The sequence below is a fragment of the Micromonospora parva genome (assembly GCF_000718515.1).
GTDB classification, from domain to species: domain Bacteria; phylum Actinomycetota; class Actinomycetes; order Mycobacteriales; family Micromonosporaceae; genus Micromonospora; species Micromonospora parva.
On the sequence record NZ_JNZS01000004.1, the window covers coordinates 259081 to 275736 of the forward strand.

Annotated in this window: 14 protein-coding genes and 1 tRNA gene; 4 read left to right on the forward strand and 11 right to left on the reverse strand. The window is 69.0% G+C overall.

The window, feature by feature from the left end:
* Positions 1 to 85: 85 nt before the first annotated feature.
* From IF22_RS36395 to IF22_RS0105905, 3 genes are all read left to right on the forward strand, one after another.
* The gene (locus IF22_RS36395) at positions 86 to 583 is read left to right on the forward strand and encodes a helix-turn-helix domain-containing protein (protein WP_030329275.1); all 498 of its coding nucleotides are present in this window, start codon (positions 86 to 88) and stop codon (positions 581 to 583) included.
* A gap of 137 nt (positions 584 to 720) precedes the next feature.
* Positions 721 to 1320 carry a ClpP family protease gene (locus tag IF22_RS0105900; RefSeq protein WP_030329277.1) on the forward strand — a complete coding sequence of 200 codons (600 nt, stop codon included), beginning with the start codon at positions 721 to 723 and terminating at the stop codon, positions 1318 to 1320.
* Between the two features lie 191 nt (positions 1321 to 1511).
* Complete coding sequence (locus IF22_RS0105905; protein ID WP_030329280.1) at positions 1512 to 1892, forward strand: VOC family protein; 381 nt, start codon at positions 1512 to 1514, stop codon at positions 1890 to 1892.
* Positions 1893 to 1960: 68 nt separating this feature from the next.
* Here the strand turns inward: IF22_RS0105905 and IF22_RS0105910 are convergent.
* A tRNA-Arg gene (locus tag IF22_RS0105910) sits at positions 1961 to 2036 on the reverse strand.
* 337 nt (positions 2037 to 2373) lie between these two features.
* Between IF22_RS0105910 and IF22_RS0105915 the strand changes: the two genes are divergently transcribed.
* Positions 2374 to 3096 carry a YdcF family protein gene (locus IF22_RS0105915; RefSeq protein ID WP_051708200.1) on the forward strand — a complete coding sequence of 241 codons (723 nt, stop codon included), beginning with the start codon at positions 2374 to 2376 and terminating at the stop codon, positions 3094 to 3096.
* A 36-nt stretch (positions 3097 to 3132) separates the two neighbouring features.
* On the opposite strand, the gene IF22_RS33635 is transcribed toward IF22_RS0105915, so the two are convergent.
* The 10 genes from IF22_RS33635 to IF22_RS0105965 form a co-directional block, all read right to left on the reverse strand.
* Complete coding sequence (locus IF22_RS33635) at positions 3133 to 3783, reverse strand: CGNR zinc finger domain-containing protein (RefSeq protein WP_051708201.1); 651 nt, start codon at positions 3781 to 3783, stop codon at positions 3133 to 3135.
* A gap of 168 nt (positions 3784 to 3951) precedes the next feature.
* Positions 3952 to 4992, reverse strand: coding sequence for an aldo/keto reductase (locus IF22_RS0105925; RefSeq protein ID WP_245233537.1), 1041 nt, complete (start codon positions 4990 to 4992; stop codon positions 3952 to 3954).
* 255 nt (positions 4993 to 5247) lie between these two features.
* Positions 5248 to 6573 (reverse strand): UDP-glucose dehydrogenase family protein, encoded by a 1326-nt coding sequence (locus IF22_RS0105930; RefSeq protein ID WP_209444497.1) that lies wholly within the window; start codon positions 6571 to 6573, stop codon positions 5248 to 5250.
* Positions 6574 to 6581: 8 nt separating this feature from the next.
* Positions 6582 to 7541 (reverse strand): GDP-mannose 4,6-dehydratase, encoded by a 960-nt coding sequence (locus IF22_RS0105935; RefSeq protein ID WP_030329290.1) that lies wholly within the window; start codon positions 7539 to 7541, stop codon positions 6582 to 6584.
* 195 nt (positions 7542 to 7736) lie between these two features.
* Complete coding sequence (locus IF22_RS0105940; protein ID WP_051708202.1) at positions 7737 to 10679, reverse strand: AfsR/SARP family transcriptional regulator; 2943 nt, start codon at positions 10677 to 10679, stop codon at positions 7737 to 7739.
* A 641-nt stretch (positions 10680 to 11320) separates the two neighbouring features.
* Positions 11321 to 11653 (reverse strand): hydroxyisourate hydrolase, encoded by a 333-nt coding sequence (locus IF22_RS0105945; protein WP_167337272.1) that lies wholly within the window; start codon positions 11651 to 11653, stop codon positions 11321 to 11323.
* Positions 11654 to 11970: 317 nt separating this feature from the next.
* Positions 11971 to 12318 (reverse strand): type II toxin-antitoxin system RatA family toxin, encoded by a 348-nt coding sequence (locus IF22_RS33640; RefSeq protein WP_051708203.1) that lies wholly within the window; start codon positions 12316 to 12318, stop codon positions 11971 to 11973.
* The gene (locus tag IF22_RS0105955) at positions 12315 to 13868 is read right to left on the reverse strand and encodes an aldehyde dehydrogenase family protein (protein WP_030329299.1); all 1554 of its coding nucleotides are present in this window, start codon (positions 13866 to 13868) and stop codon (positions 12315 to 12317) included. Before IF22_RS0105955 ends, IF22_RS33640 begins: the two co-directional genes overlap by 4 nt.
* Positions 13865 to 15016 (reverse strand): acyl-CoA dehydrogenase family protein, encoded by a 1152-nt coding sequence (locus tag IF22_RS0105960; protein ID WP_030329301.1) that lies wholly within the window; start codon positions 15014 to 15016, stop codon positions 13865 to 13867. The genes IF22_RS0105955 and IF22_RS0105960 overlap by 4 nt, the downstream gene beginning before the upstream one ends.
* Entirely contained in the window at positions 15016 to 16656 is a 1641-nt protein-coding gene (locus IF22_RS0105965; RefSeq protein WP_036410868.1) for an AMP-binding protein, read from the reverse strand. Before IF22_RS0105965 ends, IF22_RS0105960 begins: the two co-directional genes overlap by 1 nt.

Consider the following 16656-nt stretch of genomic DNA (forward strand, 5'->3'; position numbering starts at 1 on the left):
CGCGGGCCCGCACGGGCAACCGTCGGGTCCGGCAGCGGGCATGATGGGGGTGTTCCCGGACGACGACCGCGAGAGTGAGGCCCGCATGTCGTTACTGCGACGAGTGATCGGTGGGGTGTTGCGCCGCCACCGCCAGCGTCAGGGCCGCACGCTGCGCGAGGTGGCCGCGTCGGCCGACGTCTCAGTGCCCTACCTCTCAGAGGTCGAGCGGGGCCGCAAAGAGGCCTCGTCGGAGGTGCTGGCGGCGATCTGCCGAGCGCTCGGCATCAGCCTCGCCGACCTGCTCGGCGAGGCCCGCGACGACATGCGCCGAGTCGAGCCCCGCCTCCCGGCCGCGCCGCGCGCCGCGCTCACCCACCTGGAACGGGTCGATGCGACCCGGCGGGAGATCGGCAACGCCACCCTGCTGGTGGGTCCCCGTGTCAGTGGGTTCGTCCTGCACCGCGAGCCGATGGCGAGCGATCCGACCCTCAGCGTTCCCGAAAAAGCGTCCGCTGGTGGCTTCCGCCCCGGTCCGCGTACCCCCGCCCTGGCCGACGACGCGCGGACCCGGCTGGGCCTGCGGCAGCTGACCGCCGCGTAGGCCGCGCGGGTTCTGCCGTCGGCGGATCTGCCGCCGGCAGAATGACTGGGTCAGCCACCGCCGTCGTGCGCACGCTGAAGGGGCCGGTCCACCGGGCGGTCACCACCGCCCGCCGGCACCGTGGGAGGCGACGGCACATGATGAGGTACGGCGTACAGATGCTGGATGGTGGGCAACCGACCTTTGGTGATCACGTGTTCGAGCGGCTGCTGCGGGAGCGGATCGTCTTCCTCGGCACCGAGGTGACGGAGGAGTCGGCCAACCAGATCTGCGCGCAGATCCTGCTGCTCGCCGCCGAGGACGCCGACCGGGACATCTACCTCTACATCAACTCGCCGGGCGGTTCGGTGAGCGCGGGAATGGCGGTCTACGACACGATGCGCTACGTCCGCAACGACGTGGCGACGCTGGCGCTCGGGTTCGCCGGGTCGATGGGGCAGTTCCTGCTCTGTGCGGGCGCGGCCGGCAAGCGGTACGCGCTGCCGCACTCGCGGATCATGATGCACCAGCCGTCCGGCGGGATGGGCGGAACCGCCTCGGACATCACCATCCAGGCGGAGAACATGCTGCACGTGAAGCGGACGATGCAGGAGCTGATCTCCCAGCACAGTGGACGCACGCTCGACGAGATCCAGCGCGACTGGGACCGGGACCGTTGGTTCACCGCCCAGCAGGCCCGGGAGTACGGCCTCATCGACCACGTGATCACCCGAGCCGAACAACTGCCGACGCTCTGATCGAGAGGACCTGCCCCGGCAGGATTCGACCTGGGCCCGCGCCTGGCCACCCGGCCAGGCGAAGCCCCGGAACCAGTTCGAGCCCGCCCACCTCAGCCGGTACGATCGCGATCTTGTTCGTACTGCAGGGAGCCCGTGAGATCCTCGTGCGGCCGCCCCGGCAACTCCCATGCTGAGAGTAGGTGTCGTCAATGGCATGCCGTATCGGTGAGATCGTGCTCAAGTGCCGCGACCTCGACGTGCTGGCGCGGTTCTGGTCCGAGGTCCTGGACTTCGTCGAACTCGATCGCGAAGAGGGCGTCTACATCGAGATAGGCCCGCGCGAAGGGTTCGGCGGCCCGCAGCCGACGATCTTCCTCATCCGCAACGACGATCCGAAGAGCGGGCACGCCCGGCTGCACATCGACGTCAACCCCACCGACCGGGACCAGGCCGCCGAGCTTGAGCGCCTCCTGGCCGTCGGGGCCGTACCCGTCGACATCGGTCAGCCGGCCGATGCGTCGTGGCACGTGCTCGCCGATCCGGAGGGCAACGAGTTCTGCCTGCTCCGTAGCCGCCTCGACCCACTCTGACGGCGCTCGCCCACGCTGCGCCACCCGGCGAGCGCCGACAAGCTCACCAAGAGGATCTACGTTTCGCCTGGTGCCCCCGGCAGGATTCGAACCTGCGACACACGGTTTAGGAAACCGATGCTCTATCCCCTGAGCTACGGGGGCGCGAGGGCCAAGTCTAGCGACCTGGGGGGTCACCTGGGGTGGCAGGGAGTGGCAGACGTTCACCCACCTCGCCCGGGCCCCTGTTTGCCCAGCCCAGCACCACATCCTGAGCACGCGAACCCTGACCTCGCCACCGGGGGCGGTCGGCTGCGGTGCCCGCCTGTGGCGGTGCCGACGATGACCGTTCCCCGCCCCGTGTCCGCTCACCCCGCTGGGTGCGGGTTCGACGCGGCCAGTGCGGATGTCGGCGGCCAGCACCACCTACGTGTTGAAATGGATCTACTCAATACCGAGTAGAGTCCATGGTTCGAACTACAGGATGAGGCCGAGGGATTTGATGAGCCCGAGCAGCACGACTCCTCGGATCGCAAGGGAAGACGACCTCGCGGGCTTCACGGCCGGCCAGTTCCTGGCCGTGACGAAAGCCCTCACGATGATTCTGGCTCTCCCGCCGTCAGCCGCCGATCACGTCGATGCGCTCGTCATCGCCAGTGGCCAGGGCGAGGAATGGCGCTTCACCCACGCGATCCGCAGCTGGGAGACGAACCTCGATCTCCGCTACCTCCTGGTGGCCAACGGCAACCCGACCGAGAAGACCTACGTCGACATCACACTCGGTTACCTGCGCAGCCTCGGCCTCCGTCGCGTCGGTGGAGTTCACGTCCAGGCCGAGCCGGCTCCCAACACCGCCCTCCAGGCCGCGTGGATCGTCAACCAGGTCAAGGCCCACGGCATCACGAGCCTGGCGCTCGCCGTCTCTCCCTACCACCTGCCCCGCGCCTACCTCACGCTCCTCAAAGCGTTCACCGAGTCAGGCGTTCGCCTTCCCATCATTCCGGTGCCGGTGGCGGTGCCCCCGGACCGGCTGGTCCCGGAAACCGGAGCCACCGCCTACGACCTCGTGCCCGGGGAGGTGAAGCGCATGCTGACGTACGCGGACCAGGGGTGGATCGCGACGCTTGAGGAGCTGCAGCAGTATCTGCAGTGGCTGTGGAGTCATCACGAGCCGCTTCTCCGTGGGGGCTCGCGACGGTCTGTCGAGGATGGCGTGTCGGCCTGACATCCACCGGGGCGCCCGGTGCAGCAGGCCGCCAGCCTACGAGCGTGGGGGTCGGGCGGCGCGGCGACGCTCGGTGAGCCGTCGCGCCTTCACCGCGTTGCCGCAGTCGGCCATCCGGCACCAGCGGCGGGAACCGTTGCGGCTCTGATCGAGGAACAGCCAGCCACAGCCACCTTCGAGCACCGGGCAGCGGCGCACCCGGGTCAGGTCGGCTGTCAGCATGACGTCGAAGGCGGCCTCGGCGATCCGGTCGGGCACCAACATGGCCGGCACCGTGCCGTACGCCAGCCGCACCCGTGACGGTTCGAGCACGAATCGCGCTCGGGCGGCCGCGCCGGACCAGCGCTGGTGCAGGGCGACGAGTGCGGCACCGGCCGCGATGGGGTCACCCGGCGTACCACCGTCCGGGTCGATGATCGCCGCAAGCAGCACGAGGTGCAGCCCTTCGCGGATGTCTCGCACGGCGGTCAACCCGGCGTGCGCCGCCGCGGGCTCGTCGCGCCACGCCTGAGCAACCTGGTCAGCCTCCGCGTCGCTGATCAGGCCCACCCGACCCGACCAGCGCAGCAAGGCGGAGCTGTCGGACAGGAAGTCGTGCGGCGACTCGCCCCCTCGCTCGAGTGTGTTGACCAGATCGAGCACAGGGTGCCCGCCGACCAACGGCAGCTGACACACGTCGAGTGGCATGCCGACAAGGCTACCACCTAAACCGTCGAAGGAGGTTATGCTGCGGCTCGGCCCGGGGCCGGTGACGGCGGCGAGACCCCCGCCGTCATCCGGTCGGACCGCAGCGGGCGGCGCAGGCGATCGGCACATGACCAGTGCGGTGAGCGGACGCCTACGCCACTGCCCCGATCACGCGGCATGGGCGCCGGCGGTGTCGAGCCGCTCGACGTGTGCCGCGTCGAGCTTGACGTCGATCGCCGACATGGCAGCCGCGTACTGGTCGAGGGTGCGCGGCCCGATCAGCGGCACGATGCTCGGCGACGTCTGGTGCATCAGCCACGCGAGCACCAACTGGTTGGGCTTGACCCCCAGCTCGGCGGCGAGCGCGGTGAGAGCCGTGAGGCGCGCCTCGGCATCCGGGCCCTGGTACGGATCCATGATGTCGTGGTTTCGCCGCTTCGCCGGATCGTCGTAGACCCCCTTGAGGATCGGCGAGTACGCGACCAACGTCAGGTCGTCGTGCGTCCGCAGGTAGTCGAGCTGCTCGTCGTCGACGATGGACTTGTGGTCGAGCCCGGCGCGGCGACGGAGGTAGCTGTGTTGTTGCTGCACCGCTACCGGCGCGGGCCAACCATGGCGGTCACAGAGCTGCCGGATGCGTTCCAGTCGCCAGGTGCGCACGTTGCTCCAGCCGATGTACCGCGCCTTGCCGGCGCTGACGATCTCCGCCAGGGCGGCCAGCGTCTCCTCCAGCGGCGTCGACCGGTCGTCGACGTGCACGTAGAACAGGTCGACGTGGTCGGTGCCGAGCCGCCGCAGGCTGTCGTCGATGCCCCGGCGTACGGTGTCGGCGCCGGCACCCTCGAAACGGGCCTGGACCTCTTCCCACGTCTTGCCACGCGCCTCTTCCGGATCGGCCAACCGCGCACCGCACTTGGTGGCGAGAAAGACCTTGTCGCGTCGACCGCCGCGGGCGAGCCAGCGGCCTATCAACTCCTCACTCTCGCCACCGGTGTTGCCCGGTGACGGCCACCACGCATAGCAGTTGGCGGTGTCGACGAAATTGCCCCCGGCATCGAGATAACGGTCCAGCATCTCCACCGACGACGCCTCGTCGGTGAGCGTTCCCATCAGCATGCACCCGAGAGCAATCTGACTGACCTGCTCACCCGTACGCCCCAATTCCACAGTCCTCATGGCGGGAAAGCTATATGTTCGGGCGTCCTCCACGTCAACCCGTTGCGCTACTCGAAAAGCGCGCCGGTCATACGCCTCCGCGGAACGGAAAAAGGGCGAGCTGCACCGCTGCCGGAGCCTGAGATTGGCCGATGCTCGCATACTGACGCATCGTGGTAGCCACCGGCGGCTACCACGATGACTCGGAACAACGGCGTCCGCGCCAATGGCGCGGTGGGACATGCCGACGGCGACGGGTTCCTGGTTCAGCAACTCGACGCCGTCAGGCACGTCCGTGACGCGGCACCGTCAGTTCTGCAGTGCGGGGCGGCCAGGCGCGACGTACTGCCACCCGGCCTGCTGCCACTCCTCGGCGTTGAGCAGGTGCCGCCCGTCCACGATGTTGCGGCTCTTGACCTCCTTGCCCAGCACCCGTGGGTCGAGGGTGGCGAACTCCTGCCAGTCGGTCAACAGGGCCACCGCGTCGGCGCCGCGGGCCGCGTCGAGCGGGCTGGTGGTGTAGGTCAGGTGGGGGAAGGCACGCCGCGCGTTCCCCATCGCCCGCGGGTCGTAGACAGCGGCGACACCGCCCTCACGGCTGATCAGCTCAGCCACGTACAGCGCGGGCGAGTCGCGGATGTCGTCGGTGTTGGGCTTGAAGGCGGCGCCGAGCACCGCCACCCGCCGTCCGCTGAACCCGCCGCCGCACTGCTTGCGGAGCAACTCCACCACCCGGTCGCGGCACCGCAGGTTCACCGCGTCGACCTCGGCCAGGAAGGCCAGGGCGTGGCCGACGCCGAGGTCGTGGGCGCGGGCCCGGAAGGCCCGGATGTCCTTCGAGATGCAGCCGCCGCCGAAGCCGAGGCCGGCCTTGAGGAACTGCTCGCCGATACGCGGGTCGCGTCCGAGCGCTTCGGCGACGACTGTGACGTCGGCGCCGCTCGCGTCGCAGAACTCGGCGATCGCGTTGATGAAGGAGATCTTCGTGGCCATGAAGGAGTTGGCGGCGGTCTTGATGACTTCGGCGGTGGGCAGATCGGCCACCACCACCGGGACGCCCGCCTCGATCAGCGGCGCGTAGACCTCGCGGAGCACCGCCTCGGCGGACGTGTCGGCCACGCCGAGCACGAGGCGGTCCGGGCGCAGGGTGTCGGCCACCGCCGTACCCTCGCGCAGGAACTCCGGGTTCCAGGCGACCGCCACCTTCTCGCGGTCGGGCGCCAGAACGCGGAGCATCTCGGCCAGGTGAGCCGCGGTGCCGACCGGCACTGTGGACTTGCCGACGACCAGGCACCCGTCCGCCAGCGACGGTGCCAGACCCTCGATGGCCGCGTGCAGGTGGCTGAGGTCGGCTGCGCTGGTGTCACTGCGCTGCGGCGTGCCCACGCAGATGAAGTGCACGTCGGCGCTCGCGGCGTCCTCGTACGCGGTGCTGAACCGCAGACGCCCCTCGGCGAGATTGCGGGTGATCAGCTCGTCCAGCCCAGGCTCGAAGAACGGCACTCGGCCGTCCGCCAGCGCGGCGATCTTTTCCGGGTCGATGTCAATCCCGATGACCTGGTGCCCCAACTCGGCCATACCGGCGGCGTGTGTGACACCGAGATACCCGCAGCCCAGCACGGAGATCGTAAGCACTGTGCCTCCTAATTCCAGTCCGCTGATGGTTTGCTGGCGGCCGCTGCCGTCCGCCGTAGGCCTTCTTTGAGGGCGACCTGTGGCCGCCAGCCCAGTTCCCGCTCGGCTCGAGTGATGTCGGGGCAGCGCTGCCGAGGGTCGTCCTCGTCGGCCTCGATGAACTTCAGCGGTGACCGGCTGCCCGTCACCTCGAGGATCATCTGAGCCAGGTCACGGATGGTGACCTCGTGGACGTTGCCGATGTTCACCGGTTGCCCGTAGTCGCTCTCCGCGATCGCCAACAGGCCTCGCGCGGTGTCCTCGGCGTAGCAGGGCGAACGCGTCTGGTTGCCGTCGCCGTGGATCGTCAGGGGGACGCCGTCGAGGGCCTGGGCGATGAAGCCGGAGATCACCCGACCGTCCGGGCGCATCCGCGGGCCGTAGCTGTTGAAGATGCGCGCGATACCCACGCTCACGTCGTGCTTCTTGCCGTAGGCAGTGGTGAATGCCTCGGCGAACCGCTTCGCCTCGTCGTAGACGGATCGCGCGCCGATCGGGTTGACGTTGCCCCAGTACTCTTCGTCCTGCGGATGCTTCAGCGGGTCGCCGTACACCTCCGAGGTGGAGGCCAGCACGAAGCGGGCTCCGCATCGGTGGGCGATGCGCAGCGCGTTGTGGGTGCCGTAGCTACCGACGAGCATGGTCTCGATCGGCAGCCGATAGAATTCGGGAATCGACGCCGGTGACGCCAGGTGCATCACCAGGTCGACCGATCCCGGCGTGTCGAATTCCTCGGAGACATCCGCCTCCACGAGCGTGAAACCCGGTCGGCTCATCAGGTGCTCGATATAGCTACGGTGCCCGGTGGAGAAATTGTCGACGCCAATCACCTCCACGCCGGCGGAGAGGAGCTGCTCGCAGACGTACGAGCCGAGAAATCCTCCACCGCCGGTCACCAAGGCTCGTCGGAATCTGCTGGATTGCGACACGGGAACCTCCAATCCCTGTCGAAAGTGGGTTGGACCTCGGCTACGCGGAGCCTTATCGCACCGCCGCGTCAATGCTGCGACGGCTGAGCCCACTCTCCGGTGGGATGAACGTACTGTCGGCCGGGTACTCTGCACGCGGCTCGACCAGCACTCAACGGGCCCGCACGCCTACCGTTGCGACGGACTGGCGCTACCTCAGACAGCGGGCGGAAGAACAGCTTGTTCGCGCACGTCGTGCCGGCCGGCCGCCTCGTCGCGAATCTGCCCGAGTAGCTCGTCGGCCTCCAGGCGACCCAGCAGTGCGTGGAACTGGTCGAAGATCCCGAGCGCCTGGGAGGCCCACTCCAGTGCGGAGGAGTAGTCCCGTCGAGCCCGGTGCACCCGCGCGAGCGCCAGGCAGAATCGCGCGGTGGCGAGCCGGTCGCCGTTTCGGCGGGCGATCGCGTACCCGTGGTTCAGTGTCACCGCCGCCTGGTGATGCTGGTGTTGCCGCAGTTTCACGAGACCGAGCCCGTGCAGCACGTGCGCCTCGCCTGCCCGGTCGTGGCCGCCGCGTACCAGCTTCAGGGCCTTGGTCAGCTCTTCCTCGGCCCGGGTCAGGTCGCCGTCCTCGAAGTGCAGTTCACCCAGCCGATGCAGCACCATCGCCTGGACACGGGTGCTGTTGACCTCGGTCACCTTCCGCAGCGCCTCAGCCAGCAGCTCGGCGGCGGAGCCGCGCTCGCTCCATTCCAGCTTGATGCGCGCCATGCCGCTGAGGATGTGCGCGGTGCCCGCCGCGTCCCCGAGCGGATGCAACGCGGCAAGTGCCTCGCTGTAGCGCGCCCACGCTTGATCGAGGTCACCGTGCACCCGGTCGAGGAAGGCCAGGTGCCGCAGGGCGAGGGCGCGGCCGCGCGCCTCGCCGATCTCGTCAAACACCTCAAGCGCCTGGGTCAGCCGGGCGCGCGCGTCGTCGAAGCGCTGCTCGACGATGTCCACCGCGCCCAGCGAGTACAGCATCGCGGCAGTGCCGAGTCGGTCGTCAGCCTGCCGCGCGGTGAGCAGGGCGATTTCGTGCGTCGCTCGCCAGTCGTCGAGGTAGCTGCCGGTCTCGAAGAGCGCCACCATGGTGATCGCCAGGTCCCAGCAGTAGTCGGGAGCACCGGCCTGGGATGCCTGACCCACCGCGGCCACCGCGGCGGCTCGTTCGTTCTCGAACCACATCAGCGGATCGCGCAGGAGGTCGTGGACGAGGTGTCGTGGCAGACTCCAACGCTCCGCCCTGCTGTGGATCACGGTGTAGTCGCCGCCGTAGAGGATGCGGTGCGCCTCGTCGGCGAGGAACAGCCACGCACCGAGGAGACGCCGAGCGGCCTCCAGCCGGACCGGTGCGGTCTCCTCGGCCGCGAGCCGCTCACGGGCGTAGACCCGAACCAGGTCGTGCAGCCGGTAGCGGGTGTCGACGCCGAATCCACCCACGACCTCCAGCAGCTGCGCGTCCACCAGCGCGTCGAGCGTGTCGGACGCGGTGGCCACGTCGATGTCGAGCAACGGCGCCGCGGTCCAGCTCGGGAAGTCGTGGGTCTCGAGCAGGCCGAGCCGCCGTAACAGCCGTTGCGCCTGCTCGTCGAGGCCCTCGTAGCTGATAGCGATGTTGGTTCGCACATCCAGGCCGCCGTGCGCCAGCTCGTCCAGACGCCGGCCCTCGTCCTCAAGCCGCTCGGTCAGCTGCGCCATCCGCCAGTGTGGACGGGCGATCAGCCTCGCGGCCGCGATCCGCAGCGCCAGCGGCAACCGACCGCACAGCTCGACCAGGCGCAGGGCCTCGCGCGGTTCGGCGGAGGCCCGTTCGGAGCCGACCATCCGGGTCAGCAGTTCGACGGCGTCGCGCTGTTCGAGTGCACTCACCTCGACGAGCCGGGAGCCGGGGATGCCAGCCAGGCGGCGCCGGCTGGTCACGATCACACCGCAGCTGGGGCTGCCCGGAAGGAGGGGGTAGACCTGTCGCTCGTCGACGACGTCGTCCAGGACGATCAGCACCCGGGACGCGGCGATCTGGCTTCGAAAGGTCGCCGCGCGCGCCTCCAGCCCCTCCGGTATCGAGGACCCGGGCATGCCGAGCGCGCGGAGAAAACCGTCGAGGATCTGGGAAACACCGCCGCTGTGTGACCGCTCCGGGCCCAACCGGGTGAACAGCAGCCCGTCCGAGAATTCGCCGGCCAACTCGTGGGCCAGGTGCACGGCGAGGGTCGTCTTTCCCGCGCCGCCGCGGCCGGTGATGGTCAGGACCGGCACGGAGTCGTGGTCGGAATGGCCGCTGCCATAGCGCAAGAAGTCGCCCAACTCGGTCACGAGCTCCCCGTACCCGGTGAAGTCAGGTATGTCGGCCGGAGCCATTCGGGGCACCGGGGGCGCCGGCTCGATCGGATTCGGCCATTCCTGCTCCACTGCCGGGCCGGGCTCGAGGTCTCCGTTGAGGATGGCCCGCTCCAACAGCCGGAGCGGCTCACTCGGCTCCAACCCGAGGTCGTCGATCGAGGCCTGCCGCGCCGACCGGTATGCCGCCAGCGCCTCCGCCTGCCGGCCGGCCCGGTAGAGCGCGGTGATCAGCTGTTGCCACAGCCGTTCCCGCAGCGGGTGCTCGGTGACGAGCGCCATCAGTTCGTCAATGGTCTCGCGATGCCGGCCGAGGTGCAGCTCCAGTTCGAGGCAGTCCTCGACGACGGCGAGCCGTCGCTCGGCGATCCGGGTGGCCGCCGCCTCGACCAGCCGGCTGTCCACGCCGCTGAGCGGAGCCCCGCGGTACAGCGCCAGGGCCTGCCGAAAACCCGACGCGGCATCTTCAAGCCGTTGCTCCCGCAGCGCCGTGCGGGCTTCGCTCAGAAGGTCGTTGAAGATGTGCAGGTCCAGCTCACCCTCGGCGATTCTGATCTGGTAGCCGGCCGGGTTGGTGACGATCCGATCGTCGAGACCGGTGCCTCGGAGCGCACGTCGTACCGCCGATATACAGATCTGGATCTGACTTTTGGCTGTCGATGGCGGCGATTCCTCCCATACCGCCTCGATAAGCCGGCCGAGCGGGACCACATTATTGGCCTCCAGTAGCAGCATGGCGAGCACTGTCTGCTGCCGGGAGGCGGTGATGCTGGCGTTCACAACGTGCAAAGGTCCAAGTATGCGGAAAACCTGCAAATTTCCTCCCCGTCGACAAGCTTCCTCCCCGTCGACAACGACACATCGCCAGCCCAACGGCACCCCCCGGAGCCGGCCGGATGATCGTTTGACGCCCCGCATAGGAGAACGTTTTACATGGTAGCGAAGCATGCAGGCGGGCACCAGGCGAGATTCGGGATCGCCGATGTTTCAGAGCGTCTATGAGATGACGTGTTGGCCAGGCGCAGGTGAACGTACGATACGGTGATTCGACGGGTCATGCGGGCCGTACCAGCCCGACGGGCGTGGCGTCAACGTGCACCCGATGGCGCGCGCAGTTCCGAGCGAGCAGACGACGGTGGGCGCGTCACGCCGGGGCTCGCTCGGCGATCGTGAGTGGGGCGGCGAAGTCCCGCGAGGCCGAGGGCTCGCGGCCGCCAAGCTTTTCTCGGGGTCGCCGCCGCCGCTCTCCCTCGCAACCGGGACGGCGGGTCAGCGCGCGGAAAACGCCCCGGTCGACGCTGATCCAGCACCGTCGGGCCCAGGGGCAACCATGCGGCGCAGACACCGCGCCATCCCGCCGGCGGCGCCAGACCACGCACACCATCCACTGATGACCCACTCAGCCCGCTCCCGCCGGCGCGTTATGCACGTTCTCCGTAGACGGCGAAACCCGCAGCGTTGAGGTATACGGCCATCCGCAGGTCGAGCTCGATCTCGCGTACCTGGATGGACACCGAGAAGTCGCGGTATTCCGCGACAGTCCCGAGGCCGGCGAAGTAACTGGAGGGATCGAACGTGAGCTGATGGGCGCCGCGCTTCACCTGAAGCTCCTCCAGCGCCGGCAGTCGGCCGTCATTTGCCGTGAACCCGGACATCAATGGTGCCCAGCCTCGATCATCGCGGCTGTGCAGCCGCACCAGCACGCCCGGGACAGGTCTGCCCGACGCGCCATCAATAATGCGAACACCAATCATTTGACATCCAAGTCCCTCCATTTATGGCAGCGGCTCGCGTGAGCTTACAGCTGACCGCTTTCATCCCGCTATCAAGTCGGCAAGCGCTTTCGCCATCTTGCGCTAAGCGCATCGAGGACGGATCGACAGCCATCAGATATCAGGTCGACAGCGGACGCTGGTGGACTCGGTCCGTAGCCGAGATCGAAGGGGGAGCGAGATTATGAGCCGTGATACCAACTGGGGCTGACGACTTGGGCCGGGCGCCCACAACGAGAGGTGGTCCCTCGAGTCGGAAACCGATTCGAGGGACCACCTTCATGCTGCGCGGGACACGCCTAGAGGTCAGAGACCGCCCTCCGGACAGCCCTCGACAGCACCCGTTCGATCAGCGGGTCGAGGATCCGGTCATATATCGGCACCCCGACGTCGTACGTCAGCTCGAAGAGCACCTCACAGCCCTCCGCCGCGGGGATTGTCCGCCACACGCCGGACAGGCTGCGGAAATCGCCATCGGTCTGGGTGAACGAGATACGGCGCTCGCTCGGTGCCGGCTCGGACCGCTGCCGCCAGTGAATCGCCCCACCGCGGAACGGCACCGTCCACTCATCGTCGAACTGCCTGATCCGATCGAACGCGGCATCCGCCGACACCGCGCTTCCGGCTGTCACCCGAATCGTCCTCATGAGCCGCTCCTCAGTGAGACCGCCTGCAGATGCGTCGTCCGGATCATCATGTAGCTGGCTTCGCCGAAGACGCCGCCGGTGAGGCCGGTTCCGCCGTGCGAGGGCAGGTACGGGAAGAAGCCGGAGTGCGATTCGTCGTTCACCTTGATGACGCCGCCGTTGGTCACGCCACCCACGAAGCGCTCCACCACCGCTTCGTCAGCCGACCAGAACGAGTTGCGCAGGCCGTACGCGTTGGTGTTGACGAAGTCGAGCACATCCTCGAGCAGCGCGTCGTCACTGCGGCCCGGCTCGGGAACCACCACCGGTAGCAGCGGGAAGAACGTCTCGGCGCGGACCACCGACAGCTCACGGCTGCGCGCCAGGCCGTCGACGCGCACCACAGTCGGTTCCAGGAAGTAGCCGGTGTCGGACGGCGACCCGTCCACCTCCAGCTGGCGTCCGCCGCACACCAGCTGGGCTCCACCGGCCAGTGCTTCCTCGAGCACCGCGAAGAAGCTCCGCTGGGCCAGAACCGGGGTGAGCTCCACGCCCTCGTCGTCGGGGTAGCCGGGTCGGATCTGCCCGGCGGCGACCCGGAGCCGGTCAAGCAGCTCGTCGGCGATCGCCGGATGCGCCACAACCTGGTTGGGCACGTTGCAGATCTGCCCCGAGGCGTTGAACGCCTCGGTCAGCGCGCGGACCGCCACGTCGAGATCAGCATCCCGCCAGACCACTGCGCAGTCGTTGCCGGCCAGCTCCAGGATGGGCTTCTTGCCGGCGGCGATGCAGTCGTTCTGGAAGGCCAGCCCCTTCTCGCTGCCGCCGAAGTAGATGATGTCGTTGACGTGCGGGCTGGCCAGCCAGTCGTCGAGCATCGGCGGTCCGCACACGACGTTGACGGTGCCCGGTGGCGCACCCACCTCGTCGAGGGCCGGGGCGATGATCTCCCGGATCGCGTACATCACGCCCAGCGGCAGACTGCGCGGCGCCCGGATCACCACGGTGTTGCCGGAGAGCAGGGCGGCAGCGCCGTAGATGGCGTTCGAGTGCGGCGCGTTCTGCGGCGGCGCCACGCAGACGACCCCGTCCGGACGGCGGCGCACCACGATCCGCCTGCCGTCGTGTGAGAACTCGCGGTGCAGCAGCTCGGCGCACCACGAGAGGGTCTGCTCGCTGAAGATGTGCAGCAACCCGTCGATCTCGGCGTACGACGGGGTGCGCGGCCGCCCCTCGGCGACCATCAGCTCCACGAACTCCTCGCGGGTCGCGACGAGCCGCCGGCGGATCGCCTCGCCCAGACGCAGCCGGGTACGCAGCGGCGTCCTGCCCCACTCCGGCTGGGCGGCGGCCGCCGCGGCCAACGCCTGCTGGACGGTCTGCGGGTCGGCCAACGCGCATCGTCCGACAACGCGCGGGTCGTCCTCGGCACCGGACTCACCGGCCTCCAGCCGCCGCTTCAGGCTCAACGCACCGAAGGTGTCCTCCAGCGCCGCGCGCGCCGAGATGCCGTAGACGTGCCGGTCCGACTCGACGTCCTTGCCGGCCACATAGGACGGGAAGGTTCTCATGGCGCGTACTCCCGCCCGAGCAGTTCCCGTGCGACCACCAGCTTGGTGGCGTTGGCGGTGCCGTCGGCGAGCTGCGTGCCGATCAGGTCCCGGAGCCGCTGGGCGATCGGCTGCTCCTCGCTGTAACCGAAGTGACCGAGCGTCAGCAACGCCTGGTGCGTCGCCTCGACGGCCACCTTCGGCGCCCACCACTTGGCCATGTTCGCCGCCAGACGGTGCTCCAGCCCGGCGTCGTTGCGCCACAGCGCCTCGTACGCGACGAGCCGGGCCGCGTGCAGATAGGTGGCGCACTCCGCGAGCGGGAAGGCGATGCCCTGGAACTGGCCGAGCGGCTTCTCGAACGCCCGCCGGTGCTGAGCGTGCGAGATGGCGTCGTCCAGCGCGGCCTGTGCCACGCTGACCGCCATGAGCGCGATGAGCGCCCGCGAGTAGTCGAAGCCGCGCATGCCCTGGGCGAAGCCGAGTCCGGTTTCGCCGACCACGTCCGACACCTGGACCGGCAGGCCGTCGAAGACCAGAGTTGATCGGCCGCCGGACCGGCTGCCCAGGTCACGCAGGGTTGACCGCACGACGTGCTGGTCGTCCAACCGGGCGTAGAAGGCGGTGACCCCACGGGCACGTGGCGCGTCGCTGGTACGCGCAAAGATCATCCCGTGGGTGGCGTACGCCCCCAGCATGATCGAGGTCTTCTCGCCGACGAGCCGCCAGTCGTGCGGACCGTTCGGCTCGGCTCGCAGCTTGACGGCGGCCGCGTCGGTCCCGTGGCTGGGCTCGGTCATGCAGAACGCCACCACGGCGTCCCCGCGAGCGATCGCCGGCAGCCAGCGCGCGCGTTGCTCCGGGGTCCCGTTGGCGGTGATGATGCCGGCCACCAGGGCGGCGTTCAGCACCGGGTAGCACGCGGTGAGGTCGCCGCGGGCCAGCTCCTCCAGGGCGACGCCGGTGCTGACCGCGTCCAACCCCAGCCCGCCGTACTCGACCGGGACGCGCAGGGCGAACAGGCCCTCGGCGGCCAACTCGGGCAGCAGATCGGGGCGGAACTGTCCCTGCCGGTCGCTGTCCTGATAGAACGGCGTTATTCGCTTCTCGGTGAAGGTGCGCACCCGTTCGGCCAGCGCGCGCTGATCAGCAGTAAGAGAGAAATCCATCACGTCGCCTTCAATCGTTCCCGCAGAACGAACTTCTGGACCTTTCCCGACGGCGTCTTCGGCAGTTCGTCAACCGCACTGATCCGCTCCGGCCAATACGGCTTGGCCATGCCCAGCTCGGTGAGATGGGCACGCAATTCGTCGAGGGAGGGCGCCTCGCCGTCCGGCACGATGACCGCGCACGCCCGTTCCCCGAGCCGTGGGTCCGGATAACCGACGACGGCCGCCTCCCGGATCGCCGGGTGGCGCAGCAGCGCTGCCTCCACCTCGACCACTGGCACCTTCTCGGCTCCCCGGACGATGACGTCCTTCAGGCGGCCGACCATGCGGATGCCGCCGTGTCCGTCGTCGCGCGCCAGGTCGCCGGTGTCGAACCACCCGTCGGGTGTCAGCGACTGGCGGTACAGGTTCGGACGGCGGTAGTAGCCCAGGCACTGGTTGTCGCCCCGTACCTGGAGCCGCCCGACCTCACCCTTCTCGACAGGTCTGCCGGTCTTCTCGTCGACGATGCGGATCTCCATGCCGGGCACCGGTGTGCCGTCGCTCTCCGCGGCCCGCATCGGTGGGTCCTCCGGGCGGGTGACAGTGACGCAGCCGTTCTCCGTCATGCCCCAGACGGCGTAGACGCGGCAGCCGAGGACCTCCCGCGCCTCCTCCACGAGGACCGGCGGCACCGGCGCGCTGCCGGTGCCGAACGCCTTGAGGGCGCCGACGTCCCGCCCACTGCGTCGCTGCTCGTGGATCAGGTCGCTGAGGAACGTCGGCGCGCCGTAGAAGAACGTCACCCGCTCCGCCTCGAAGATCCGCAGCATCAGCGCCGGATCCCAGGTGTCCAGTTGCACCGCGCTCGCGCCCAGCAGCAGCGGCATGACGAAGTTCCAGGTGTATCCACCCTGCAGGGTGGTGGGCGAGCCCATCGCCGTCACCTCGTCGCTGGTCAGCCCCAGCACCTCGATCTGCCGTTGGTTGATCGCGTAGAGCGTCCGGTGACTGTGCATGACGCCCTTCGGCTCACCGGTGGTGCCGGAGGTGAACATGACCTGGGCCAGGTCGTCGGGGCCGGCTTCGCGGCCGTCCAGCTCACCGGGCGGCACCTCGTCTTCCCAGGCCCGGTTGAGCAGGTCGGCGTCGAAGTCGAGGGCACCCGGAGTGCTCGGCTCACCGATGAGGACGCGATGGCGGAGGGAGGGCACCGCCGCCGCCACCTCCGCGCTCATCTCGTCGTACGAGAAGCCACGGTAGGAGGCCGCCCCCACGTACACCGGGCTCTCGGTGAGCCGGGTCATGAATTCCAGCTCACGCCGGCGCATGATCGGCGCCACCGGACCGGCGACGGCGCCGATCCGCGCGCAGGCGAGGGCGAGGGCGACGAGTTGCCACGAGTTGGGCAGTTGCAGCGTCACCACCTCGCCGCGGCGGACGCCGAGCCTCGCCAGCCCGGCCGCCAACCGCTCGACCGTCGCACCCAACTGTGCGTAGGTCAGCCGTTCGGTCGCCCGGCCATCGGCGTGCCAGCAGATCACCGCCGACCGCTGCGGATGCCGGGCCACGGCCTCCCGGAGATGGTCGAGCATGGTCCTGTCGTCGTGCGGTCCGGCGGGTTGGAGTAGCCGGACCGCCGTACTTGTCTCTGTGGTCAC